The organism is Kitasatospora sp. NPDC048286 (genome assembly GCF_043201735.1).
GTDB lineage: Bacteria > Actinomycetota > Actinomycetes > Streptomycetales > Streptomycetaceae > Kitasatospora.
Genome location: NZ_JBICZE010000007.1, coordinates 26,438 through 49,472, shown reverse-complemented (window position 1 = coordinate 49,472; position 23,035 = coordinate 26,438). Strand labels below are relative to the sequence as shown.

General features: G+C 72.8%; 18 protein-coding genes. 7 read left to right on the top strand and 11 right to left on the bottom strand.

Annotated elements, in window-relative coordinates; translation table 11 throughout:
• Positions 1-167 precede the first annotated feature (167 nt).
• The 3 genes from ACGF13_RS18445 to ACGF13_RS18435 form a co-directional block, all read right to left on the bottom strand.
• Entirely contained in the window at positions 168-1,814 is a 1,647-nt protein-coding gene (locus ACGF13_RS18445) for a trypsin-like serine protease (protein ID WP_392875916.1), read from the bottom strand.
• A 155-nt stretch (positions 1,815-1,969) separates the two neighbouring features.
• Positions 1,970-3,502: a trypsin-like serine protease gene (locus ACGF13_RS18440; protein WP_392875914.1), complete on the bottom strand. Its 1,533-nt coding sequence runs from the start codon at positions 3,500-3,502 to the stop codon at positions 1,970-1,972.
• Positions 3,503-3,891: 389 nt separating this feature from the next.
• Positions 3,892-4,419 carry a hypothetical protein gene (locus tag ACGF13_RS18435; RefSeq protein WP_392875912.1) on the bottom strand — a complete coding sequence of 176 codons (528 nt, stop codon included), beginning with the start codon at positions 4,417-4,419 and terminating at the stop codon, positions 3,892-3,894.
• Between the two features lie 460 nt (positions 4,420-4,879).
• On the opposite strand from ACGF13_RS18435, the gene ACGF13_RS18430 reads away from it, so the two are divergent.
• On the top strand, positions 4,880-5,302 hold the full coding sequence (locus ACGF13_RS18430; RefSeq protein WP_392875909.1) for a hypothetical protein: 423 nt from the start codon (positions 4,880-4,882) through the stop codon (positions 5,300-5,302).
• 45 nt (positions 5,303-5,347) lie between these two features.
• On the opposite strand, the gene ACGF13_RS18425 is transcribed toward ACGF13_RS18430, so the two are convergent.
• Both ACGF13_RS18425 and ACGF13_RS18420 read right to left on the bottom strand, forming a co-directional pair.
• On the bottom strand, positions 5,348-7,960 hold the full coding sequence (locus ACGF13_RS18425) for an ABC transporter permease (protein WP_392875907.1): 2,613 nt from the start codon (positions 7,958-7,960) through the stop codon (positions 5,348-5,350).
• Positions 7,957-8,787: an ABC transporter ATP-binding protein gene (locus tag ACGF13_RS18420; protein WP_392875904.1), complete on the bottom strand. Its 831-nt coding sequence runs from the start codon at positions 8,785-8,787 to the stop codon at positions 7,957-7,959. Before ACGF13_RS18420 ends, ACGF13_RS18425 begins: the two co-directional genes overlap by 4 nt.
• A gap of 341 nt (positions 8,788-9,128) precedes the next feature.
• On the opposite strand from ACGF13_RS18420, the gene ACGF13_RS18415 reads away from it, so the two are divergent.
• Complete coding sequence (locus ACGF13_RS18415) at positions 9,129-9,311, top strand: hypothetical protein (RefSeq protein ID WP_392875901.1); 183 nt, start codon at positions 9,129-9,131, stop codon at positions 9,309-9,311.
• 44 nt (positions 9,312-9,355) lie between these two features.
• On the opposite strand, the gene ACGF13_RS18410 is transcribed toward ACGF13_RS18415, so the two are convergent.
• Together ACGF13_RS18410 and ACGF13_RS18405 are read right to left on the bottom strand one after the other, a co-directional pair.
• Positions 9,356-11,446 carry a HelD family protein gene (locus ACGF13_RS18410; protein ID WP_392875898.1) on the bottom strand — a complete coding sequence of 697 codons (2,091 nt, stop codon included), beginning with the start codon at positions 11,444-11,446 and terminating at the stop codon, positions 9,356-9,358.
• Positions 11,447-11,751: 305 nt separating this feature from the next.
• Positions 11,752-12,669: a LysR family transcriptional regulator ArgP gene (locus ACGF13_RS18405; protein WP_392875895.1), complete on the bottom strand. Its 918-nt coding sequence runs from the start codon at positions 12,667-12,669 to the stop codon at positions 11,752-11,754.
• 69 nt (positions 12,670-12,738) lie between these two features.
• On the opposite strand from ACGF13_RS18405, the gene ACGF13_RS18400 reads away from it, so the two are divergent.
• Positions 12,739-13,362 carry a LysE/ArgO family amino acid transporter gene (locus tag ACGF13_RS18400; RefSeq protein WP_392875892.1) on the top strand — a complete coding sequence of 208 codons (624 nt, stop codon included), beginning with the start codon at positions 12,739-12,741 and terminating at the stop codon, positions 13,360-13,362.
• 478 nt (positions 13,363-13,840) lie between these two features.
• Positions 13,841-14,386, top strand: a complete 546-nt coding sequence (locus ACGF13_RS18395; protein WP_392875889.1) for an EF-hand domain-containing protein — start codon at positions 13,841-13,843, stop codon at positions 14,384-14,386.
• A gap of 70 nt (positions 14,387-14,456) precedes the next feature.
• Here the strand turns inward: ACGF13_RS18395 and ACGF13_RS18390 are convergent, their stop codons facing one another.
• Entirely contained in the window at positions 14,457-15,233 is a 777-nt protein-coding gene (locus ACGF13_RS18390; protein ID WP_392875886.1) for a hypothetical protein, read from the bottom strand.
• A 612-nt stretch (positions 15,234-15,845) separates the two neighbouring features.
• Between ACGF13_RS18390 and ACGF13_RS18385 the strand changes: the two genes are divergently transcribed.
• The gene (locus ACGF13_RS18385) at positions 15,846-17,009 is read left to right on the top strand and encodes an MFS transporter (protein WP_392875883.1); all 1,164 of its coding nucleotides are present in this window, start codon (positions 15,846-15,848) and stop codon (positions 17,007-17,009) included.
• Positions 17,010-17,115: 106 nt separating this feature from the next.
• On the opposite strand, the gene ACGF13_RS18380 is transcribed toward ACGF13_RS18385, so the two are convergent.
• Positions 17,116-17,541: a winged helix-turn-helix transcriptional regulator gene (locus ACGF13_RS18380; RefSeq protein ID WP_392875880.1), complete on the bottom strand. Its 426-nt coding sequence runs from the start codon at positions 17,539-17,541 to the stop codon at positions 17,116-17,118.
• A 159-nt stretch (positions 17,542-17,700) separates the two neighbouring features.
• On the opposite strand from ACGF13_RS18380, the gene ACGF13_RS18375 reads away from it, so the two are divergent.
• Positions 17,701-19,140, top strand: a complete 1,440-nt coding sequence (locus ACGF13_RS18375; protein WP_392876811.1) for an MFS transporter — start codon at positions 17,701-17,703, stop codon at positions 19,138-19,140.
• A gap of 198 nt (positions 19,141-19,338) precedes the next feature.
• Here the strand turns inward: ACGF13_RS18375 and ACGF13_RS18370 are convergent, their stop codons facing one another.
• Together ACGF13_RS18370 and ACGF13_RS18365 are read right to left on the bottom strand one after the other, a co-directional pair.
• Positions 19,339-19,749 carry a hypothetical protein gene (locus tag ACGF13_RS18370; RefSeq protein WP_392875877.1) on the bottom strand — a complete coding sequence of 137 codons (411 nt, stop codon included), beginning with the start codon at positions 19,747-19,749 and terminating at the stop codon, positions 19,339-19,341.
• Positions 19,750-20,377: 628 nt separating this feature from the next.
• Complete coding sequence (locus ACGF13_RS18365; RefSeq protein ID WP_392875874.1) at positions 20,378-20,899, bottom strand: SigE family RNA polymerase sigma factor; 522 nt, start codon at positions 20,897-20,899, stop codon at positions 20,378-20,380.
• Positions 20,900-21,295: 396 nt separating this feature from the next.
• On the opposite strand from ACGF13_RS18365, the gene ACGF13_RS18360 reads away from it, so the two are divergent.
• Positions 21,296-22,819: a sialidase family protein gene (locus ACGF13_RS18360; RefSeq protein ID WP_392875871.1), complete on the top strand. Its 1,524-nt coding sequence runs from the start codon at positions 21,296-21,298 to the stop codon at positions 22,817-22,819.
• Positions 22,820-23,035: the final 216 nt, after the last annotated feature.

Genomic DNA, 23,035 nt, shown 5'->3' with positions numbered 1-23,035 from the left:
GGCGCTCCCAGGGAGCGCAATGAGCGTTTCATGAGACGTTCCTCTCTGAGGGGCATAGGTTTTCCGGCCGGCGGCGCGGATGCGGCCACCGGCGGCAGAGCGGCAGGGCTCCGGCAGGAAGGGCCAAGGCCTCTCCCACCGGAGCCCTGACTCGAAGGCGTGGTGAATCAGAGGGAGCTGGTGATCACGGTTCCGGTGTGGTTGCCGGGGATCGCGGTGAGGTTGAGGTCCTCGGGGGCGGCCCAGCCGCCGTCGGCGTGACGGGCGGTGAGCAGGACCTTGTTGTCGTTGGTGGTGACGGCGAACACGGCGTCGGTGTCGACGGTGGCGGCGCTGATGCCGGTACCGGTGACGTTCCCGACGACGCTGCCGAGCGACCTGACCGGCTGCCAACTACCACTGGCGTAGCGCATGGTGTGGTACTGACCGTCACTCGCGATCAGGGCGAGGTTGAGGTCGTTGTTCTGCCGGGTGACGGCGACGGCGCTCACCGGCGCGGTGGCGCCCGCGGCCTCGGCGACCGAACCCCAGCGGGACCAGCTTCCGGTGGCGAAACGGGCCGTGTGGTAGACCTTCCCCCCGGCCACGGCGGCGATGTGCAGCTCCCCGCCCGCGGCACCGGCCGCCGAGATGGACGTGATCCCGCTCAGCGGACCGGTCACGTCGGTGACCACCTTGAACGACGTCCACTGCCCGTTCTCCGAACGGACGTTGTGGAACAGGTAGCCGTCCGCGACGACGACCACGTGCAGGTCACCGCCCACGGAGGCGATGGTCACCTGGGTGATGTTGCCCAGGTCGGACACCGTCGTGTTCAGGTCCACGAACTTCTGCCCCCAGCCGCCGTCGAGGCTGTGCACGGCGTAGTGCAGGTGCCCGTCACCACCGAGCGCGACGACATGGGTGTCACCGTTGATGCCGACCGAGGAAGCGGCCCGCACACCACCGATGTTCCCCGCCACGGCCTGGACGTCCTCGAACGGGGTCCACGAACCGTCGTACAGCCGCGACGCGAAGAACAGGTTCGCGTCGCTGCGCACCAGGGCCTGGGTCTTCCAGCCCACGGCCGTCGCGCGGACCTGCTGGACCCAGCCGGCGACGTCGTCGACGCGGGAGTTGGAAGCGCCGGTGCGGGTCTCGGTGGCGGGCACGCCCAGGCAGCCGCCCTGCCAGGAGCGGGAGGCGACGGCCACCAGCTCGGCCTTGCCGTTGACCTCGCGGACCACCGGGGCGCCGGTGTCGCCCTTGCAGATCGCCGCGCCGCCGGTGCCGGTGGTGGCGACAGTGGTCGCGCTCACCGAGTCCAGGCTGAACGCGCCGCTGTGCAGCTTGTTCGGCACCCACTCGTCCTTGGTCCGCCCGTACGCGGGCACCCGGAGCGCCTGCCCGGCGACGGGCGCGGCGGTGGCCACCGGCAGCGTGGCGACACCGTCGACGGGCGTGGCCAGACGGGCCATCACCAGATCACGGTCGGCACGCGGAACCAGCGCGGAAACCTCCGCCGACTTGCCGCCGACGGTCACGGTCGTCTTCCACTTCGGCGCGCCCGCCGCCAGCGCCTGCGGCTGCGCCGGGTCGTCGGCGAAGCAGGAGGCGGCGGTGAGCACCCAGCTGCGGTCCACCAGCGCGCCGGTGCAGGACCGCACGTTGTCGCCGATCACCAGACGCGCGGCGAAGGCGTAGGAACCGTCGGCGGCCGCATCGCCGACCACGGCGCCGGCCGGGGAGAAACTGCTCAGCGTGCCGGCGGTCGCGGCCGCGGCCGCGACCAGCACACCGGCCCGCAGGGAACGGGCCTGGGACTTGCGGGACATGAGAGAGATCTCCTCAGGACGTTCGAAAGGGCGGCACCCCTCGGGAGCGGGGGGTGCCGATGAGATTCAGGGGCTCGCGCTCGAGTCCGACGCCGATGCCCGTCGGGGCCTCGCCGGCCGCGCAGCAGCCGGTGAGGCCCGAGCGTCGGGCCGGCTCAGCCGGTGGTGGCGGCGGAGACGCTCTGGATGGAGCTGCTGGCGACCGGGTAGAAGGTCGTCCAGTTGCCGTCGGCCTTGCGGTCGGCAGTCCAGATCTCATCGGCACTGCCGATGGCGAACAGGCGCACCTTGTCGCCCATCGTCGCGGCCGCGACCTGCTTGATGCCGCCGGTGTTCGGGACGGCCGCGAAGGTGGCCCAGGGGCCGTTGTCGGTACTGCTGGTGGTCCAGACCTTCTGGTCCGCGCCGACCGCGAACAGGTTCACGGTGTTCCCGGAGGCGGTGACGGCGATGTGCTGGATGCCGGTGCTGGGCACGGCCGTGAACGGGGTCCAGGTGCCGGCGGCGTAGTCGCCGGTGGTGGTCCAGATCTGGCCGTCGCCGCCGATCACGAACAGCCGCACCGTTTCGCCGACCGCGACGGCCGCGACCTGCTTGATGCTGCTGGTGGGCAGCGCCTCGAACGTGGTCCAGACGCCGGCGGCGTAGTCGCCGGCCGCCGTGTAGACCCGCTTGTCGCCACCGACCGCGAACAGGCGCACCTTGCTGCCCATCGCGACGGCGGTCACCTGCTCGATGCCGCTGTTGTTCGGCACCACGTCGTAGGGGCTCCAGGTGCCGGCGGCGTAGTCGCCGGTGGTGGTCCAGATCCGCTTGTCGTCACCGACCATGAACAGGCGCACCTTGTCGCCCATCGTGGTGGCACTGACCTGCCGGACGTCGTTCTTGCCGGGCACCGGGCGGAAGGTGCCCCACACGTTCTCCGTGTAGGCGCCGCCGTTCCCCCAGATCTGGCCGTCACCGCCGACCACGAACAGCCGGCTCACCAGACCCGACATCTTCACCTGCTGCACCCAGCCGCCGAGGTCGTCGACCCGGGTGTTGTAGGCGCCGGTGCGGGTCTCCGTGGCCGGAGTGCCCAGGCAGCCGCCCTGCCACGAACGGGACGCGACGGCGACCAGCTCGGCCCTGCCGTTGACCTCACGGACTGCCGGGGCACCGGTGTCACCCTTGCAGATCGCCGCGCCACCGGTGCCGGTGGTACCGATACCGGTCGCGCTCACGGTGTCGAGACTGAACGCACCGGTGTGGAGCTTCAGTGGCGCCCACTCGTCCTTGGTCCGGCCGAAACCGGGCACCCGCAGCGTCTGCCCGGCCGTCGGGGCCGTCGTCGCCAGCGACAGCGGAGCGACCCCGTCCACGGGCGTGGCCAGGCGGGCCATCACCAGGTCACGGTCCTGACGCGGCGCCAACTCGGCTACCTGGACCGACTTGGAACCCACCGTGACGGTCGTCTTCCACTTCGGCGCACCCGCCGCGAGCGCCTGCGGCTGCGCCGGGTCGTCGGAGAAGCAGGACGCCGCGGTCAGCACCCAGGAGCGGTCAACCAGCGCACCCGTGCAGCCACGCAGGCTGTCACCGACGACGATCCGGGCGGTACTGGCATAGGTGTTGTCGGGAGCCGCGTCGCCGGTCACGGCACCGGCCGGAGAGTAGGAGCTCAGCGTGCAGGCGGCCGCGGCCGCCACCAGCACCCCCGTCCGCCGTAAACGAGACTGGTGCTGAGACCGAGACTGAGATTGGGGCTGGGTTTTGCGATACATGGGGATGTCCCTGCGAAGAATGAACAGAAGCGGGATGCCCACAGGCGTGGGCCGAAGCGAATCGGTCGGCTTCTCGGCATGGACGGCCAGGGCAGCCGACCGGAGCGCTGCTCGACGCCTCCGGTGACGGCAGCTCAAATTGCCGGACATCTCAGGTGGTTGGCGTCGGTGCGTCGGATCCGGAGGCCTCGTCGGCGCGGGCACAGCGCCGGGGTGCCTGTCGTCAGCGGTCGGCAGCCGTCCGATTGGTGTTGATGCCTGCCGGATCCTCGCAGGCCGCACAGCAGCCGGCGAGGCCTGCGCCGGGGTGTTCGTCAGCCGGTGACGCGCAGTTCGACCAGAACGGAGCGCTTCCCGCCGGGCAGGCTCTCGCCGACGGGCGCGGCCGAGTTCGGGGCCACGTCGACCTGCTTCTCCTGCCCTCCGGCGGTGAGCTTGGCACTGACGGCGCGGTCCTCGGTCCAGATGCCGTAGACGTCCGGCAGCTCCATGGCGAGGTAGCCCGTCTTGCTGTTGGTGGTGAAGCAGTAGCCGCGCTTGTCGAGGCGGGACTCGATGAAGATCTCGTTCGAGGCCTGGCAGTCGGTCGGCACGGTGTTCCCCGGGCCCTCCTTGAGCCAGATGTGCCCGTCGCCCTGCCGGAGCGTGATCTGACGCTCCTGCAGCAGGCGGTCGGCTCCGGGGTGCTGAAAGTCCTCCACGGCGACGGGTATCGCCGAGGCGTCCGCAGAACTGCTCCCGGTGGCGGCCTGCGCGACCGTCAGGGACGCGATCCCGACGCCTGCGGCCAGAACGCCGATCGCGCCGACGATGAAGGGCTTGCTGAAGCGGGATATCTCCACGGCCGATCCTTAATTCCGAGGAGGCCTGGCTCGGTCGGCCAGGCCTTCAGATGAGATTGACATGAGTAAAGCATGTGCAACGTATCAGCAAGCGCTTCCCGGTGGGCCGAATTAAGCGCGCAAGTAGGGCCACCAGGGCGGATCCTGACGATACGTCTCCTGTGTACGAATCCCCGGAGATGCTCGTGCCTGGAGCCGATAGGCATCGCTTCCTGGCAGCCGGTACGTCAGCGTACGTACTCAGGTCAACCGGCAAGATGAATTTGCCGCTAAGCAAACCTTGAAATCCTTTGGAGCGCCAGGAACCGGGATCGGCGCGGGCGGAGCCCGCTGACGGGCTTGATCGCCGCCCTCCTGCTGCCCAGGCACTCGCGATCGAGCTACCTGTGGGCGTAGCGGCGCCCCGGCTTCTCCGAATCAAATGCGCCAAAATACGGATCAATTGACGTACCATCAATGCGTGGATGCTGCGTGGTTCGGTCTCATCGGGGTCGTGGTCGGCGGTCTGATCTCCACTCTGTGGGGATGGCTCGCGACGATCCGTCAGGAACTGGCCGATGGTCTCGTGGGCGCCCGTCTTGTCGACGACGACCTGGCTCGCCTGGAAACGGGAAGTGTCGGTGCGGCTGGTCATCAGGAAAGTCCGGCTGCGCAGACGTGGGCGGAGAACCGGGTCGCACTCGCGAAGGTTCTGGGCTATCAGCAGTGGAGCACCGTTTCCGCCGTCTATCGCCGTAGCGACCCGTCGTCGACGCACAGTTGGAGTGGTCGGGACCAGGAGATCCGCGCCGCTCGCGAAGCACTCGCGCCGTTGGCGGCGGGCAAACGCCATGTCCTCAGCCAGCGCTGGCGGAACCTGTTCGTTCGGCACACCGGTGACTGAGGGAACATGGCGGGGCTCTGGCGGGCCGCCCGACCCGGACGTGGTTCAGCCGTCCGCCGCGAGCGGGCGGGTGCGCAGCAGGGCCCGGGTCGGCAGGGCTGTCGCGGCGAGGCAGAGTGTGACGGCCGCGGCGGCCAGGGTCAGGGCGGTGCCCGGCGGGACGTACGGTGCGGTGCCGGCGAGGCCGCGGGCGATCGGGACGAGGGTGATCCAGGCGATCGCGCCGCCCAGCAGCAGTCCGGCCGCGGCCACGAGCAGGGCCTCCCAGCGCATCATGCCGCGCACCTGGCGGCGGGTGGCGCCGGTGAGGCGTAGCAGGGCCACTTCGCGGCGGCGGTCGAGGACGGTCATCACCAGGGTGTTGGCGGCGGTGATCGCCGCGAAGCCGCCGAGGACGCCCGCCATCACGGAGTTCGCCCAGTCGCCGGCTGCGCGCCTGCGGTCGGTCTGGGCGAGGTATCCGGCGCGGTCGGCCACGGTGAGTGCGCCGGGAGTGGCGGTTGCGGTGCCGGAGGTGTCGGCGGCGAGGTTCGCCAGGCGGGTGGCGATGTCGGCGTGGTCGGTGCCGGGGGTGTCCGCGACCAGGACCTGGCTGTCGTAGGCGACGGCTGCGTGGGTGGCGACGGCCGCCCGGGGCAGGACCAACTGGCCGAAGCCGAGCCCGCGTTCGTACGTGGCGACGACCGTCAGCTGGGCCTGGGTGCCGTCGCCGAGCCAGAAGGAGGCGCGGTCGCCGGTCTTGAGGCCGAGTTTGTCGGCGAGGGCGGTGTCGAGGGCGACGGTGTCGGTGCCGCGGGCGAGGTCGGCGAGCGAACCGGTCCGCACCCCCAGGTCGAGGACCCGGGGCAGCTTCGCCGGGTCGCCGGAGATGCCGAGGACGTTGGCGGAGCGGAGCTTGCCGTCGGAGCGGTAGACGGCGCCGGTGCGCAGCAGTCCGATCGCGGTGTCGACGCCGGGCACCCGGGCGGCCTGTTCGGCGGTGGTGGCGGGCAGGCCGGGGCCGGTGGAGCCGAGCACGTGGTCGGCCGTGATCCCGTCGCGTACCTGCTCGCCGGTGGCGTGTTGGACGCTGCTCTGGATGAACAGCATGGTGCCGCAGAAGGCGGTCACCATCGCGATGGGGGTGAGGGCGGAGGTCAGTCGGCGGGCGTTGGCGCGGGCGTTGTCGGCGGCCAGTGATCCGCCGGCGCCGCCCGCGCCGGCCCGCAGCGGCAGGCCGAGTACTCCGGCGGCGATCCGGGCCACCCACGGGCCGAGCAGGGCGATGGCCAGCAGGAAGCACATGACCACGCCGAGCGCGGTGTTGGCGGCGTTCTCGCCGCTCAGGTTGGCGGCGACCGCGGTCAGCACCACGCCGCCGGCGATGGCCACCACACCGAGGAGGGTCCGCACCACGCCCGTTCGTGCCACCGGCACCGACGCCTCGCCGAGCGCCTGGCCGGGCCGCAGGTTGGAGGGCCGTCGGGCGGCGAGGTAGCCGGCGGCCAGTGCGGCGAGCAGGCAGGTGGCGACGGCGACGAGCGCGGGGAGCGGGCCGAGGTCCAGTTCGACGCCCAGGGGGACGGCGCCGCGCGAGGCGAGGCCGTCGAGCCACCAGCGGGCCAGTGCCACGCCGGGGACGAGGCCGAGCACGCCGGCGAGCGGGGCCACCAGCACCGCCTCCGTGGCGACGGAGCGGCGGATCTGGCGGGGTGTCGCGCCGACGGCGCGCAGCAGGGCGAACTCGCGGGCTCGTTGGCCGATGGCCAGCGCGATGGTGGAGACCACGACGAAGACGGCCGTCATGGTCGCGGTGCCGCCGAAGGAACCGCCGATCGCGATGAGCAGTGTCCGGCCGGCCCCGAGCGCCGGCTGTTCGACGGATCCGCGGGCGTCGCCGGTGACCACCCTGATCCCGGTGGGGGAGGCGGCGGGCTGGGATGCTCCGGCGGCCTTCCGGTCGGCGGTGTCGCGCAGCGCGTCGCGCAGTTGCCGGGCGAGGTCTCCGGCACTGACGCCTTCGTGTGGCTGGACGGCGACGGCGTCGACGCGGCCGGGGTGGCCGGAGAGCCGGCCGGCCGTGTCGTCGGCGAACCACGCGGTGGGGCCGGCGCTCTGCGGCGCGGCCAGGCCGGAGATCCGGTAGGTGCCGCTGCCGCCCGGCGCGACCAGGATCAGGCTCGCGCCCGAGGTGAGGTGGGCGGCGCGCGCGGTGGCGGCGTCGAGGACGACCTCGCCGTCGCCGGGTGCGACGCCCTCGACCAGGGTGTCCGCGCCGCCGGCGATGCCGAGCGCCGCGTACCCGCGCCCCGTCAGGCCCGGCGTCGCCGGACCCGGCTGGATCGGGAAGGCGGAGTCCGCGCGGGCCGCCGCCACGCCCGGCTGCGCGGCGATGCGCCGGGCCAGGGCGGCATCCACGCGGGCCCGGTCGGAGACGGGCCGGTCGACGGTCTTCTCCTTCTTGTCGGAGACCTTGCGGACGATCTCGACGTCCGGATCGGCCGCGACGACGACCGGCGCGTTCGCGTAGCGGACCGGGGGCACGGTGGCGGTGATGCCGGTCTGCAGCATGGTGCCGCAGGCCATGATGACCGCCGCGGCGAAGAGCAGGGCGATGAACGTGCCCGCGAAGGAGGCGGGCCGAAAGCGCACCGAGGCGCGCGCGAGGCCGTTGCTCACGCCGCCGTCTCCACCCGGCCGGTGGTGAGCGTGACCATCCGGTCGGCGACGGACTGCGGATCCGGGTGGGGCAACTCGCCCGCGAGGGCGCCGTCGGCCAGGAAGACCACGCAGTCGGCGAACGAGGCCGCCACCGGATCGTGCGTCACCATGACCACCGTCGCACCCATCGTGTCCACCGCGTGCCGCAGCAGTCCCAGTACCTCGTGCGCGGTGCGGGTGTCCAGGGCACCCGTCGGCTCGTCCGCGAACACCACATCGGGGCGGGTGATCAGCGCACGCGCGATCGCCACCCGCTGCTGCTGACCGCCGGACAACTGGCCCGGCCGGCGTGAAGCGTGCCCACCCAGACCGACCTGGTCGAGCAACTCCCGTGCCCTGCCACGGTCCTGACGCTCACCGGCCAGGCGCAGCGGCAGCAGTACGTTCTGCAGCACGGTCAGCGAGGGCAGCAGGTTGAACGCCTGGAACACGAACCCGACCCGGCTGCGCCGCAGTTCGGTCAGCCGGTTCTCGCTCAGGCCGGTGATCTCCTCGCCGCCGAGGAACACCTCGCCCGACGTCGGTTCGTCCAGGCCGGCGGCGCACTGCAGGAGGGTGCTCTTGCCGGAGCCGGACGGGCCCATCACGGCGGTGAAGGTGCCGTGCGCCAGCGCCAGGTCGATGCCGCGCAGCGCGTGCACCGTCTCACCGCCGCGCCCGTAGCTGCGTCGTACCGCCCGTAACTCGATCGCGGCTCGGGCCTGGCCGGAAGGATCGAAAGGCCCGGTCGGCCCGTTCGGCCGGTACTCGGACCGGTACTCGGAGCGGTCGTGGCGGCGTGCCATGGTGGTGCCTTCCCTCGCGGATCGCCGGCGGATCGTCGCTGGTCGTCGACGTGACCCAGGTTAGGAACGGCGGGTACCGCCGGCCATGGAGGCTACTGGCGGACGAGGGGTGGGGTTAACCCCACCCGGGTGCATCCGGAACACATCCCTAGGCTGTTCCTCCGAAGCGTCCAGCCCGCCGAGAGGTAGCCATGAAGTCTCCGCGCTGCGGCAAGTGCAGGAAACCGGCCACCGAGGGGCCGTTGGGCGGGTACGTGTGCGGCTCGTGCTGGCACGTCGTCCCCCCGCCGGCCAACGCCACCTCCCGAGAGGTCACCACTCGGGAGGTCGGCGTGTCGGGCATGAACTGCGCTCAGTGCGGAGCGGAGATCACCTACGGCCCGCGCGGGGGCTACGTCTGCGGCAACTGCAACCACGTCGTGGAGCCCCCCGACGCGGCCCAGGCCCGCAAGGACGCGGCGAAGGACAGGGCCGACCGGCAGCGACGCGCGGCAGAGGACCGTGCGATGCGGCAACGACGGTGACTACGGATTCCGCCGCATCGGTTCAGCCGGGCGCGGGGCGCCCGCTACGCCCCTGACCCCCGGACGACGACCGTGCACAGCCGCTTGGTGGCGCGGGTCAGGGCGACGTACAGGTCCCGTTCGCCCGCGGGACGGGCCGCGACGATCCCCTCCGGGTCCACCACGACGGCCTCGTCGAACTCCAGGCCGCGCGCCTCCGACGCCGGGACCAGCCGGGCGTACTCCTCGACCCCGGCGGCCGCCAGTTCCGCCACCCGGCCGTCCGCGCAGACGACGCCGAGCAACTCGCCGGGATGCGCGGCGGCCTGCGCCCGCAGCTCGCGGACGAGTTCGCCGACGAGCCGCTCCGGGGCCACCGCGACGGACCGCGGCTCGTCGCCGTGCCGGATCGACCGGACCGGCGGCTGCGCCGGGGCGATCCGGTGGAGCAACTCCCCGGTGGTGGCGAGGATCTCCTGTGTGGTCCGGTAGCTGACGGTCAGCGTCCGCAGGTCGAAGCGCCGGCCGAGGTGCGGGGCGAGCGCCTCGTCCCAGTCCCGCGCGGTCGCCGCCGGGCCGGCCTGCGCGAAGTCACCGACCAGCGTCATCGACCGCCCCGGGCACCGGCGCACGATCATCCGCCACTGCATGGCCGTCAGCTCCTGCGCCTCGTCGACGACGACATGCCCGAAGGCCTGCTCGGGCGGCCCGTCGACCAGGCTCGCCGCCTCGTCGAGGAGCGGCACGTCGGCCTCGGCCCACGGCGCGCCGGGGGAGCGCAGCAGCGACGCCCGCTCGTCGTCGGTGAGGTGCGGCAGGTACTCGGCGAGTGCGTCGGCGTCCGCCAGCAGGGCGTCGACGACCCCGCCGGGCACCAGCCGCGGCCAGAGCTCCTCGACGGCCCGGTCCACGTACGCGTCGTCCAGGAGTGCGGACCGGACGGCGTCGGCGTCGAACTCGTCGGCCCCGGTGGAGGGTTCGCCGTCGATGCCGAGGTTGCGCAGGTCCCGGGCCGCCATCTTGTCGAAGTCGACGCCGGTGAGCTGGGCGACCTCGGCGTCGATGCGCTCCAGGTCCTCGGCCATGCCGCGGGCCAGCGCGCCGGTCAGGGCGTCCACCAGCAGCTCCAGGAACAGCCGGCGTGCCCGGTTGTGGGCGAGTCCGCTCGCCCGCGCCGCCTCGCGCGCCCCGGCGACCTCCCCCTCCGCCAGGCGGACCCACTCCTGCCCGACCCGGACGGTGAAGTCCCCGCCGGGCGCCTGCCGCGCGCGGACCGACCCGGCCAGCGCGTCGGCCAGTTCGGCACCGCCCTTCAGACGCGCCGCCCCGAACCCGCCCACGGCACCCGGCCGGACACCGGCCAGCTCCTCGCACGTCGCCAGGACGACGTCGTTCTCCCCGAGCGAGGGCAGCACCTGGGAGACGTAGTCCAGGAAGCGCGCGTTCGGCCCCAGGACCAGCACGCCGCGCTCGGCCGCCTTCGGGAACGCGTACAGCACGTACGCGGCGCGGTGCAGCGCCACCACCGTCTTCCCGGTGCCCGGCCCGCCCTGCACCACCGTCACCCCGCGGTGTGACGACCGGACGATCGCGTCCTGCTCCACCTGGAGCGTGGCGACCGCCGTCCCCATCCGACCCGTGCGCCGCTCCCGCAGCGCCGCCGCCAACGGGCCGTCACCGACGACGTCCCCGCGGGCCGGCTCCGAGCCGTCCAGCAGTTCGTCACTCACCCCGACCACCGTGCGGCCGGCCAGGCTCAGATGACGGCGCCGACGCAGCCCCATCGGGTGCACCGGCGTCGCCTCGTAGAAGGCCCGTGCCGCCTCCGCCCGCCAGTCCACCAGCAGCGGCAGCTCGTCCTCGTCCCGTTGCAGGCCCAGCCGACCGATCCGCAGCACCGTCCCGTCCGCGAGGTCGATCCGGCCGAAGACCAGCCCTCCCTCGGCGCCCTCCAGCCGGCGCACCTCGCCCGCCAGCCGCCCGGCCGCCACCTCCCGCTCGTACACCTCGCCCGCGCTGCCGGCCGCCGACGCGAGCACCCGGGCCAGCTGCGCCCGCGCCCCGGCGAGCCGCTCGTCGAACAGCTCGCCGATGACGGACACCTGCACCCGCTCCAGCTCCACCTGCTGTGCGGCGTTGCCGTGGATCTGCGACAAGGAAGAGCCCCCTCTCGATTCGACCCACCACTATGCAGAGCGATTCCGGGAAAGTAAATGTTGATTTTCCGGCACGGATGTGGCCTTCGATTTCCGGCGGCACGGATTTCCGGGGAATTCCGGAAACGGCCGCGCGCCCGCCGGACCGCCGTGGATCCGTTGCGCGGCAATGCGCTTCCGGTGTCACTCCCTTTTGTGCCGCTCCTCGTCGCAGCCCGGTGGCCGTCCGCCTCGCGGCCCTCTGCGCGCGGGCGGGTGGCCGTCACCGGCAGCGGCCCGGCCGTGCGCCGTGCATCCAGGGCCGGCTATGGCCGGCGGCGGGTGGGTTCGGCCAGCAGCGCCTCGGCGGCGGCCTTCGCGACGACCTCGGCGACCGTGGACAGGGCGGGCGAATCCAGCTTCCACTGCTGCCAGTACAGGGCGACGTCCATGGGCCGGGCGGGCGCCAGTTCCACCAGTCGGCCGGACCGCAGCAGCGGCTCGGCCTGCGGTTCGGGCACGAGGCCCCAGCCGAAACCGGCGGCCACCGCGTCCCGGAACCCGTCCGAGGCGGGCACCAGGTGGCGGATCCGCCCGGCGCCCGACCGCCCTCCGGTGAGGGACCGGACGAACTCGTCCTGGAGCTCGTCGCGCCGGTCGAAGACCACGGTGGGGGCGTGACACAGGTCCTCGGCCAGGTCCCCGGTGAGCTGTCGGGCCGCGAACTCCGGTGTGGCCACGGCCAGGTAGCGGGCCAGCCCGAGCCGCCGCGCGGTGCAGCCGGCCACCGGGTCGGGCGAGGAGGTGACGGCCGCCATCACCTGGCCCTCGCGCAGCAGGGCGGTGGTGTGGGCCTCGTCCTCCCGGTGCAGCTCGAAGCAGATCGGCGGGTCCTGTGGCACCCGGGTGAGCGCGGGCAGGAACCAGGTCGCGAGGGAGTCGGCGTTGACCGCGATCGGGACCCGGGCCGGGCCCTGCTCGGCGGCCAGGCCCAGTTCCGCGCGGGCGTCGCGTTCCAGGCGGGCCAGCTGGCGGGCGAAACGGACCACCACCTCGCCGGATTCGGTGAGCCGTACCGGCTTGGTGCGCAGCAGCAGGACCCGCCCGGTGCGCTGTTCCAGGGCCTTGACGCGCTGGCTGACGGCCGAGGGGGTCACGTGCAGGGCGGCGGCCGCGGCGTCGAAGGTGCCCTCGTCGACCACCGCGAGCAGGGTCCGGACCTGGTCCAGGGGGAGCTCGTCCATAAGTACGGCTAAGGTTACTTTAGAATCTTTAGCTGTACTCATCGATACGCGGTCCATACGGTCGAAGCCATGAACAGCAGCACCATCGCGGCCGTGATCGCCGGATTCGGAACCGGACTCTCCCTCATCGTGGCCATCGGGGCCCAGAACGCCTTCGTCCTGCGCCAGGGCGCCCGCAGGCACGCCGTCCTCGCGGTGGTCGCCATCTGCGCCCTCTCGGACGCGGCGCTGATCGCGCTCGGCGTGACCGGGGTCGGCACGGTGGTCACGGCCTGGCCGGCGGCGCTGACCGCCGTGGGCCTGGTCGGCGGGGCGTTCCTGCTCTGCTACGGCTTCCTGGCGGCCCGACGGGTGCTGCGCCCGGATCCGGCGGCCGCGCTCACCGGAGGCGGACCGGAGACGGGTTCCGTCCGGCGAGCGGTCCTGACCTGCCTGGCGATGACCTGGCTGAACCCGCACGTGTACCTCGACACCGTGCTCCTGCTGGGCTCGCTCGCCTCCGACCGCGGCGACCTGCGCTGGGCCTTCGGCGCGGGCGCGGCGCTGGCCAGCCTGTGCTGGTTCGCCGCCCTGGGCTTCGGCGCCCGGCTGCTGACCGGCGTCCTGTCCCGGCCGAAGGCCTGGCGGGTGCTGGACGGGCTGGTCGCGGCGACCATGCTGGCGATGGGCGGGATGCTCGTCGCCGGGGCGTAGGGCGGCCGGAGGCGCCCTGACCGTCGGGCCGAGGCGTTCGGCGGCAGGGCCCGGTGGATCGGCTTCGGCAACGGCGGCGTCATCACCGGTGGCGCCATCACCGACGGCGACCCCGACGGGCCTCCGGGTCCACCGGCTCGGCCGTGGCGGGGATGCGTCGAGGGACGACGGGTCGGTCACGGCCGGTGCAGGACGATCAAGGGAGACCACCCATGGAGGAGATCTCGGCCGGCTGCGGCAGGTACGACGAGGAGGAGTGAGCCCGGGCGGTTCAGCCGAGTCGTCCGCGTCGACCGGCACCGGTGCCGTGCTGCCCTGTCCTCGCGCGCGCAGATCATGCGTTCATGGCGCATTCTTCCATCGAAGGCGTGATTTTCCCGGAAAGCAATTGTCGCGCCGTTCATTTTCGATCTAACGTGCGCCGAAAGTCCTGACGGGGCGGCGTGCCCTGTCGCCGGGCAGGGGAGAGGACGAGGAAATGCCGGTCAAGGTGAAGAAGCAGAAGTTCGGCATGCTCTTCGACTGGTTCGACCAGGGTGGCGACGGAATGCTCACACACGATGATTTCCGGGCGATGGGAGAGCTCTTCGGCGGGCTGGCCGCGGAGGACGACCAGGAGAACGCCTCGGCGATGCGGAAGGCGTTCGAGGAGTGGTGGCGAGTGCTGCTCGCACACGGGGACGCCAACGGGGACGGGAGGATCGACCGCAAGGAGTTCCTCGACGTCATGAAGGCCAACGTCACGGCCCCGGAGCACTTCGAGAAGGCGGTGCTGGCGATCGCGGACGCTCTGATGCGCGCGCTGGACACCAACCATGACGGGGTGCTGAGCAAGGACGAGTACGTGCGCATGTACAGCGCCCTGGGAATCCCGCCCGAGCATTCGGGGGATGCGTTCCGGCGGCTCGACCGGGACGGCAGCGGGGTGATCAGCCACGAGGAATTCAGGACGGCCATCACCGAGTTCTATCTGAGCACCGACGAGAACGCGCCGGGGAACTGGCTGATCGGCCCCATCGAGTAGCGGTCCTGAACTCCGATCCGACCGGGGTCCGGCGGGTTGCGGGCTCCGGGCCCGCCGCCCCGGCGTCCCGTCAGCAGTGGCAGCACACATCCAGGACGACGGCCTCCGGGGCCAGGGCGTCCAGGTAGGCGTTGGCGTCCGGCAGGTAGCCGGCGTCGTCGTGGTCGGTCCACGAGCCGTCGAGCCGCAGCAGCGCGTGGCCGGGCACCGCGGTGGCGCGGGCCCGTGCGATGTTCCGGGCCCGGTCCTCGGTGAACCGGAACGGCCAGTCGTACGGCTCGTCGCCACCCGCGGCCCACGCGTCGTGCCGGGCCGCGGCGAGGCGTTCGTGTGCGGCACGCAGCGCTTCGAAGTCGAGCAGTCCGCGCGGGCCGCCGTCGCACCGGTCGGGAAGGCCGCCGAGCAGGTCGCGGTCCTGGGGCACCTCGGCGTAGAGGTGCTTGACCAGCCGCGGGTCCGCGATGGCGTCGGGCCGGTGCAGCAGGCGCGGGCCCTCGATGCGCAGGGACAGGCCGTCCCACTCGCCACGGGGGTTACGGGTGGTGAGGAAGTACCCGCGCCCGGTCTCGTCGACGTGAAGATAGCCGTCGTCACCGGGGGTTCGTCCGGTCCGGGAGTTCATCACGTCGGCGACCTCGGCCCAGCCGAGGCGGTCCCGGTCAGGCAGGATGCCGCGCTCCTTGTTCGCCCGCACCCAGTACGCGCTGTGCGGGTCCGCCGGCTCGTAGTCCCGGTACGGGGGCACTTCGAGTTCGCTGTGGTACGGCGCGAGGGCGGCGATCAGGGCCTTGCGGTACCGCTCGGGCGGCATCGGTGGCAGGACGACGAGCATGTCGTACTTCGACATCGGCTTTCCCCCTCCGCTTCCGCTTTCGCTTCCGTTCGCTGACCCACCCCATCCTGTCGGATGACGGTGCACCGCTGTATCCGGGGCCCGGCCGCCCTGTCGAGCGTTGTCGACGCCTGGGGTGTGAGTGTCGGGAGAGTTGGGCAGGGACGCGTCAGGACCCGGGCGGCTGTGCGGACGCCCGGTGCGTCGGAGCGGGGCCGGTGGCGGCCTGCCGTCAGTGTGCGAGGAGCCCGTCGATCAGGGCGAGTGCGTCCTCGGCCGATCCCGCCGGGCCGATCACCGCGTGGCGGACTCCGCCAACGCGGCCGCTTGGTACGGGCGTTGGGTGCCGCAGCCGTGGGCCCGGACGTCGCGGGCGGTGGATTCGGCCACTCGGTCACGGTCGGTGTCGGACTCGGGGGTGCGTGTCGGCCGTGCCGGGGATCTCCCCCCACCCGGTGGGTGGGCCGGTTGGCGACAGAAGGGGTGGGACCGAGGGTGGATGTGACGACGCGGACGGCGCTCACGACGGACCGCTCGGCGCAACGGGAAGCGGAAGGGAGCGCGCGACGGGAGGCGCGACTGCGCACGTCGGCAGGGGTGTTCCGGCGCTACTGGACCGGATCGCTGGTGAGCCGGCTCGGGGACCAGGTGACCGCCGTGGCCCTGCCGCTGATCGCCGTGCTCACCCTGCACGCGACGGCCTGGCAGGTCGGCCTGGTCACCGGCGCCGGGTACCTGGCCTGGCTGCTGGTCGGGCTGCCGGCCGGCGTCCTGGTCCACCGGCTCCCGCTGCGCGGCACCCAGGTGGTGATGGACCTGGTGCGCGCGCTGGCCGTGGCCACGGTGCCGGTGGCGGCCGCGCTGGGGGTGCTCGGGCTGCCGCACCTGGTCGCGGTGGCCCTGCTGGTCGGGCTGGCGAGCGTGGTCTTCGACGTCGGCAACTCCACCTTCCTGCCCTCGATCGTCGCCAAGGAGGAGTTGACCGCCCGCAACAGCCTGCTCTCCGGCAGCAGCGCCGCGACCGAGCTGGCCGGCCCCTCGCTCGGCGGGGTCCTGGTCCAACTCGTCGGCGGTGCGGCCGCGATGGTGCTGGACGCGGTCAGCTACCTGGTCTCGGCCGCCCTGCTGCGCAGCCTGCCGCGCGCGGAGCGGCCCACCGGGCGGCCGGCCGGCGCGGGGATGCGGGAACAGATCGGCGAGGGCTGGCACTTCGTCACCCGGCACCCGGTGATCGGGCCGTGCGCCGCGGACGCCGCCGTCGTCAACTTCGTCGCGGGCGGGCTGATGACGCTCACCCCGGTGTTCCTGATCGACACCCTCGACGCGCCGGCCGCCGCCGTCGGCGCCCTGATGGCCACCGGCGGCCTGGGCAGCCTGGCCGGCGCCGCCCTCACACCCCGGGTGGTGTCCAGGATCGGCGGCGGCGGCGCCCTGCGGTGGGCGGCGCTGCTGGCCGCGCTCTTCACCTTCCTTCTCCCGGCGGCGAGTTCGGGCTGGGCGGTGCTGGTCTTCGCTGTCGGCAACGCGGGCTTCTCGGCGGGCGTCGTGGTCACCAGCATCGTCGCCCGCACCCACCGGCAGGCCCACACCCCGACGGAGCTGCTGCCCAGGGTGATGGCCACCGTCCGGTTCGTCTCCTGGGGCGCCACCCCGGTCGGCGCGCTGCTGGCCGGCGCGGCCTCCACCGCCTGGGGGCCGCGCACGGCCCTGGTGGTGCTGGCCGTGTGCGGCCTGGCCGGCCCGGCGATCCTGCTGGTCGGCCCGATCCGCCGCGTGCGCGACCTCGCCTGATCATGGTGCGTACGGCGTACGGCGGTTCCGCTTTTGTCGGGTGGGGCCGACCCGCCGCGCCCGGTCGAGGACGGGGCCTGGTCGGCGCCACCGAGGACGCCGGGAGTCAGGGCGCGTCGGACCGGATGTCGTACCGGGAACGGGCCCTGGCGATCTCGTTCTGGTGCTGTTCCGTCCACACCACCAGGGACTGGATCGTCGAGTGCAGGGTGCGCCCGAGCGGGGTGAGTTCGTAGTCCACCCGGGGCGGGACCACCGGATGCACGGTGCGGCTGACCAGGCCGTCCCGCTCCAGCTGGCGGAGCGTCACGGTGAGCATCCGCTGGCTGATGCCGTCGATCTCACGGCGCAGTTCGGTGAAGCGCAGGGAGCGCCGGTCCAGCAGGGCGATGACCAGCAGCGACCACTTGTCGGCGATCCGGTCGAGGATCTGGCGGACTTCGCAGTCCTCACGCGTGTCCCATTGCAGGACCGCGTAGTCGCCGTCGGTATCCGTGCAGTGCGTCGGTAACTTCGAAGTGCCTTCTTCCACGGTTCCTCATGCTGCCGCAGGATGGCGACTGCTTACAAGAGGGAACTGGCAGGCCGAGCGGGAACCGACCCCGGCCGTCCGGTCCCGGGCTCCGTGACGCCTCGCAAGGAGAGCTCCGTGTCAACCCGAACCGCATCGCCGGAAGGCGACTCAGGCCGGATCACCGGCCGATCCCTGGGCGTACTGATCGTCCTGTGCGGCGCCATCTTCCTGGAGGGCATCGACGTCGCGATGCTCAACGTGGCGCTGCCCTCCATCCGCGCCGACCTGGGCATGTCCACCGGGGCGCTCAGCTGGGTGCTGAGCGCCTACGTCCTCGGCTACGCCGGCTTCATGCTGCTGGGCGGCCGCACCGCCGACCTTCTGGGCCGCCGGCGGATGTTCCTGTTCTGGCTGACCACCTTCGTGCTCTTCTCCGGTCTCGGCGGATTCGCCACCGAGGGCTGGATCCTGATCCTCGCGCGCTTCGTGACCGGTCTGTCGGCGGCCTTCATGACGCCGGCCGGCCTGGCCGTCATCACGACCTCCTTCGCGGAGGGCCCGCAGCGCAACCGGGCCCTGCTGCTCTACGCGGGCACCGCCGCGGCGGGCTTCTCGCTCGGCCTGGTGGTCGGCGGTCTGCTCACCGGGATCAGCTGGCGCTGGGTGTTCTTCGCCCCGGTGATACTGGCAGGATCGATCCTGCTCGGGGCCCTGGTGCTGATCCCCCGGGAGGCGCCGCCGCAGCGCGACCCGAGCGAGCGGTTCGACGTCCTGGGCGCGATCACGGCGACCGGCTCGATGCTGCTGCTCGTCTACGCCGTGGTCCGCTTCGGCGAGTCCGACGCCGAGCTCGGGGTCACCCTGGCGATCCTGGGCGGCGGTCTGCTCCTGCTGGTGCTGTTCGTCGTCGCCGAGCGGCGCTCGGCCACGCCGCTGGTGCGGTTGGGCATCCTGCGCTCCGGCCCGCTGGTGCGCGCCAACCTCGGTGCGATGCTCTTCGCCGGCTCGTTCTTCGGCTTCCAGTTCGTGGTCACCCTGTTCCTCCAGGACCTGCGCGGCTGGAGCCCGCTGCAGACCGGTCTCGCCCTGCTGGCGGTCGGATGCGACGCGATCCTCGCCCCGACCCTGACCCCGAAGCTGGTCGACCGGTTCGGCAACACCAAGGTCATCCTCGGCGGCTTCCTGCTGGCCGCGGTGTCCTACGCGCTGTTCCTGCCGGTGGGCCTCGACTGGAGCTACGCGGCGATGTTCCCGACCATGATCCTCACCGGCATGGCCTTCTCGCTCGCCTACGGCCCGCTCACCATCGCGGCCACCGACGGGATCGAGGAGGCCGAGCAGGGCCTGGCCGGCGGCCTGGTCAACACCTCGTTCCAGTTCGGTGCGGCGCTCGGCCTCTCCGTCGTCACCACCGTCAACCTGGCCGCCACCAAGGCCGACGGCACCGTCCGGGACAAGCTGGACGGCTTCCACGCGGCGCTCGCCGTGCCGGTGGGCGCGGTGCTCCTCGGGGCGGTCGTCACCGCCTTCGGCCTCGGCCGGAAGCGTGCCGTCGCCGCTCCGGTGGCCGGTGCGCGCGAGGACGGTGCGCGCGAGGACGAGGCGCTCGTCTCCTGAGGCCTGGCCGGGATGCCTGGCCGGGACGCCTGACGGGGACGCCTGGCCGGGCACCGGTGCAGCACCGGCAGGCCCCGCACGTGGGGGTGCGGGGCCTGCCGTCAGCGGGTGGTCCGGCGGTCCGGTGGTCCGCCGGCCAGGTGCTGTGGTTCCTGGCGTCAAGTCCCTTGACGGCAAGGGGTGTTACGGCGCCAGCCGTCAGCGGACCTCGGCCACCAGGGGACCGTACTTCGCCTTGATGTCCGCCGCCGCGGACTGCCACTGCGGGGTGTCGACGATCACGCCGCTACCGTCGATGGCGAGTGTCAGGGCCTCGATCTCCACGCCCTTGGCCCGCCACTCCTCGGTGTCCGCGCGGATCCGGTTCAGGAACGTCATGAGCTGGCCACGGGAGCCGGCGGCGTCGGCGAACGCCACCTTCACCGTGGGCGCCGCCATGCGGGTCACGGCGGCGTCCAGGCCGCCGCCGGGGACGCGCATCACGTACAGCGTGTTCGTGTTCCGGTCGCGGCAGGTGCCGAAGTACTGGTCCGGGTAGTCGGTCATCGCCAGTCCCTCGATGGCCTGACCGGCCCGGTTCAAGGTGAGCTCCGCCGGATCCTCCGACATCGACGCTGACGCTGACGACGGCGACGGCGAGCCCGAGGCCGTCGGCCAGGTCGACGACGAGCCGGGCGTGGACGGGGCGTCGGAGGTCGGGGCCCCGGTTGTCGGACCGCCGGTCGTCGGCGCCCCGGTCGTCGGACCGCCCGTCGACGGCATCCCCGACGAGGGCTGGCCCGTCGCCGGAAGGCCGGACGGCGGCGTCCCGTCCGAGGGGAGGTCCGAAGAAGGCATCCCCGGCGACGGCGTCCCGCCCGAGGGGAGGCCCGACGGCGGACTCGGCGGCAGCCGGGAGTCGTGCTGGTGCCAGCCCGGCGTCCGCATCGACGAGGGCCCGTTCGTGCAGTTCAGCATCACGGTCACGCGTCCCGGCGTCGTCGCGCTCGGCGACGGGCTCGTCGTGCCCAGGCCCACGCCGGCCGCCCCCGTGCGGCCGGCCCCGAGGCCGCCGACGAGCTGCGTCAACGCCCCCGCTCCGACGGCCAGCACCGCCACCGCCGTCACCCCCCGCACGACCGCCTGCCGTCGGGCCCGGCGCCGGCCGGCCTCGTGCAGTTCGGCCAGCGGCGGGCTGCCGCCGATGCCCGCGGCATGCGCTCCGAGCCGGGTGACCAGCTCCTCCTCGAACCTGTCCTCAGCGCTCACGACTCACCAACTCCCTCACCGGTTCCATCTCCTGTCGAAGCGCCTTGATTCCGCGCGCGAGGTGGGTCTTCGCCGTGGGCACCGAACACCCCAGCTCCTCCGCCACCTGCGCCACCGGCAGGTCCAAGTAGTAGCGCAGCACCACGGCCGCCCGCTGCCGTCGCGGCAGCCCGGCCAGTGCCGTCGCCAGCTCGTCGTCCCGCTCGGCCTCCTGAACCGCCGGCCCGTCCGGCAGCGCGGAGGTGAGCACCTCGCGTCTGGTCCGCCGCCATCGCGACACGTGGGTGCGGACCATCGTCCTGCGGACGTACCCCTCGGTCGCCGCCACGTCCCGGATCGCCGAACGTTTCGGGTACACCTGGGCCAGGGCGTCGTGCAGCAGGTCGCGGGCGTCGTGGACGTCCCCCGTGATCAAGTAGGCCCCCCGGAGCAGGGCCTGGTACCGCGCTGCGACGAACTCGTCGAACGGGTCGGGCCCGGAGCCCCCCGGGCGGATCGATTCGCGCTTCATGTCCCCAGGACGTCCGGGCCGCCGAAAACGGATGACAAACCATCGGTATTCGCCCCGGAGATCCGGGCGATGGGTGTCCGGCCTGATTTTCTGTGAGTTCGGTCACATGTCTTGTGTGATGTCATGGCCGGGCTCACACTACCGATTTGCGGACATACGTGCGCTTCCGCACGAAGGTCCTCCACTTCTCGTCGGCCGGGCGCTTTCCGGCTGCCGCATGGCCTCCTCCGGCCGGGTCCGGAGGACGGCCGCCATCACCGTCGGACATCCCCGGACGCTCGGTCCGACGCTGCCGCGTTCTGCTGACCGTACGCACCAGCCGGGGTGGGCGCCGTGCCCCCGGACCGCGCCCGCCCCCGTCGTCCGTACTCCCACCCCCACGCAAAGGAGCTTCGGATGAAGCACCCGCGCACCCCCACCCCCTGGCGGCGGCCGTTCGCCGCCGTCGCGGCCGCCGCCCTCGCCCTGGCCGGCGCCGCCTGGAGCACCGCGCCGGCGGCCGCGAGCGCCGCCACCCCCACCTCGGCCGCCCCGGCCCCCGCCGCCGTCGGGCCGAGCCTGGTCCGGGTGAGCGCCGATCCGCTCACCGACACCGGCAGCCAGCACGCCACCGAGGTGGAGCCCGACACCTTCGCCCAGGGCGGCACGATCGTCTCCTCCTTCCAGGTCGGGCGGTTCGTCGACGGCGGCGCGGCCGGCCTCGGCTGGAGCACCTCGATGGACGGCGGCGTCAGCTGGCGGCAGGGCATGCTGCCCGGCATCACCGTCCAGCAGGGCGGCCGCTGGGCCCGCGCCTCCGACCCGTCGGTCGCCTACGACGCCAGGCACGGCACCTGGATGGTCGCCGGTCTGGTCATCGACTCGGGGCGCAACCCCGTGGGCGTGACCGTCAGCCGCTCCGCCGACGGCCGGAGCTGGCGGGACCCGGTGCCGGCGGTCGGCTTCGACGGCCAGGCCTACGACAAGGAGTGGATCGTCTGCGACAACACTCCGACCAGCCGCTACTTCGGCACCTGCTACATCGAGGTCGACATCCCGTCCTCCGACGACCTGATGGTCATGTCCGTCTCGCGGGACGGCGGCACCACCTGGTCCGCCCCGGCCTCCCCGTCCGGCGTCAACCTGGGCCTCGGCGGCCAGCCGCTGGTGCGGCCGGACGGCACGGTCGTGGTCCCCTTCTCGACCGACACCACCTCGATCCGCTCCTTCACCTCCACCGACGGCGGCAGGTCCTGGGGCGCCACGGTCCTGGTCGCGGACGTCTCCGCGCACGAGGTCGCGGGCGGCCTGCGCGACGGCGAGGGCCTGCCCTCGGCGGAGATCGACGCCGACGGCAGGGTCTACGTCGCCTGGCAGGACTGCCGCTTCCGCGCCGGCTGTTCGGCCAACGACATCGTCTACGCGACCTCGCCCGACGGCACCACCTGGTCCGCCGTGACCAGGGTGCCGATCGACCCCACCACCAGCGGCGCCGACCACTTCCTGCCCGGCCTCGGCGTCGACCGCGCCACCGCCGGCCCCACCGCCAAGCTCGGGCTGTACTACTACTTCTACCCGGAGGCCGACTGCACCGACGTCACCTGCCGGTTGGAGGTCGGCTTCGTCTCCTCCACCAACGGCGGCGCCACCTGGAGCACACCGCTGACCGTCGCCGGCCCGATGCCGCTGTCCCGGATCGCCGCCACCACCGGGGGCAGCATGGTCGGCGACTACCTCTCCACCTCCGTCCTCGACGGCAGGGCGGTGGCGGTCTTCGCGGTCGGCAGGGCCCCGGTCGACGGCCGGGCCTTCGACGAGGCGATGTACGCCGTCCCGGGCGGCCTGCCCGTCCGCGCCGGCACCACCCCCTCGAGTACCGGCCCGGTCCTCGTCACCTCGCCCGACCACGAGCGGCCCCTCCCGCCGCTGACCCGCCACTGACCGCTCCGGTCCGTCCTTCCACCCGGGCCCGTCCTCCCGCCACACCGGGAGGACGGGCCTTTCCCCGCACGGCAGTTGTCGACGCCTTCCGGTGCTCCGAGTCGGGCAGCCCCGGGTAGGGAACGGAGGTGCCGGTGCGCTCGTCGACGGCCAGTGGGCGGCCCCGGCCGCCGGGGGAGCGGGTGACGGTGTGGGCGGTACGGGTAGGGAGTAGTC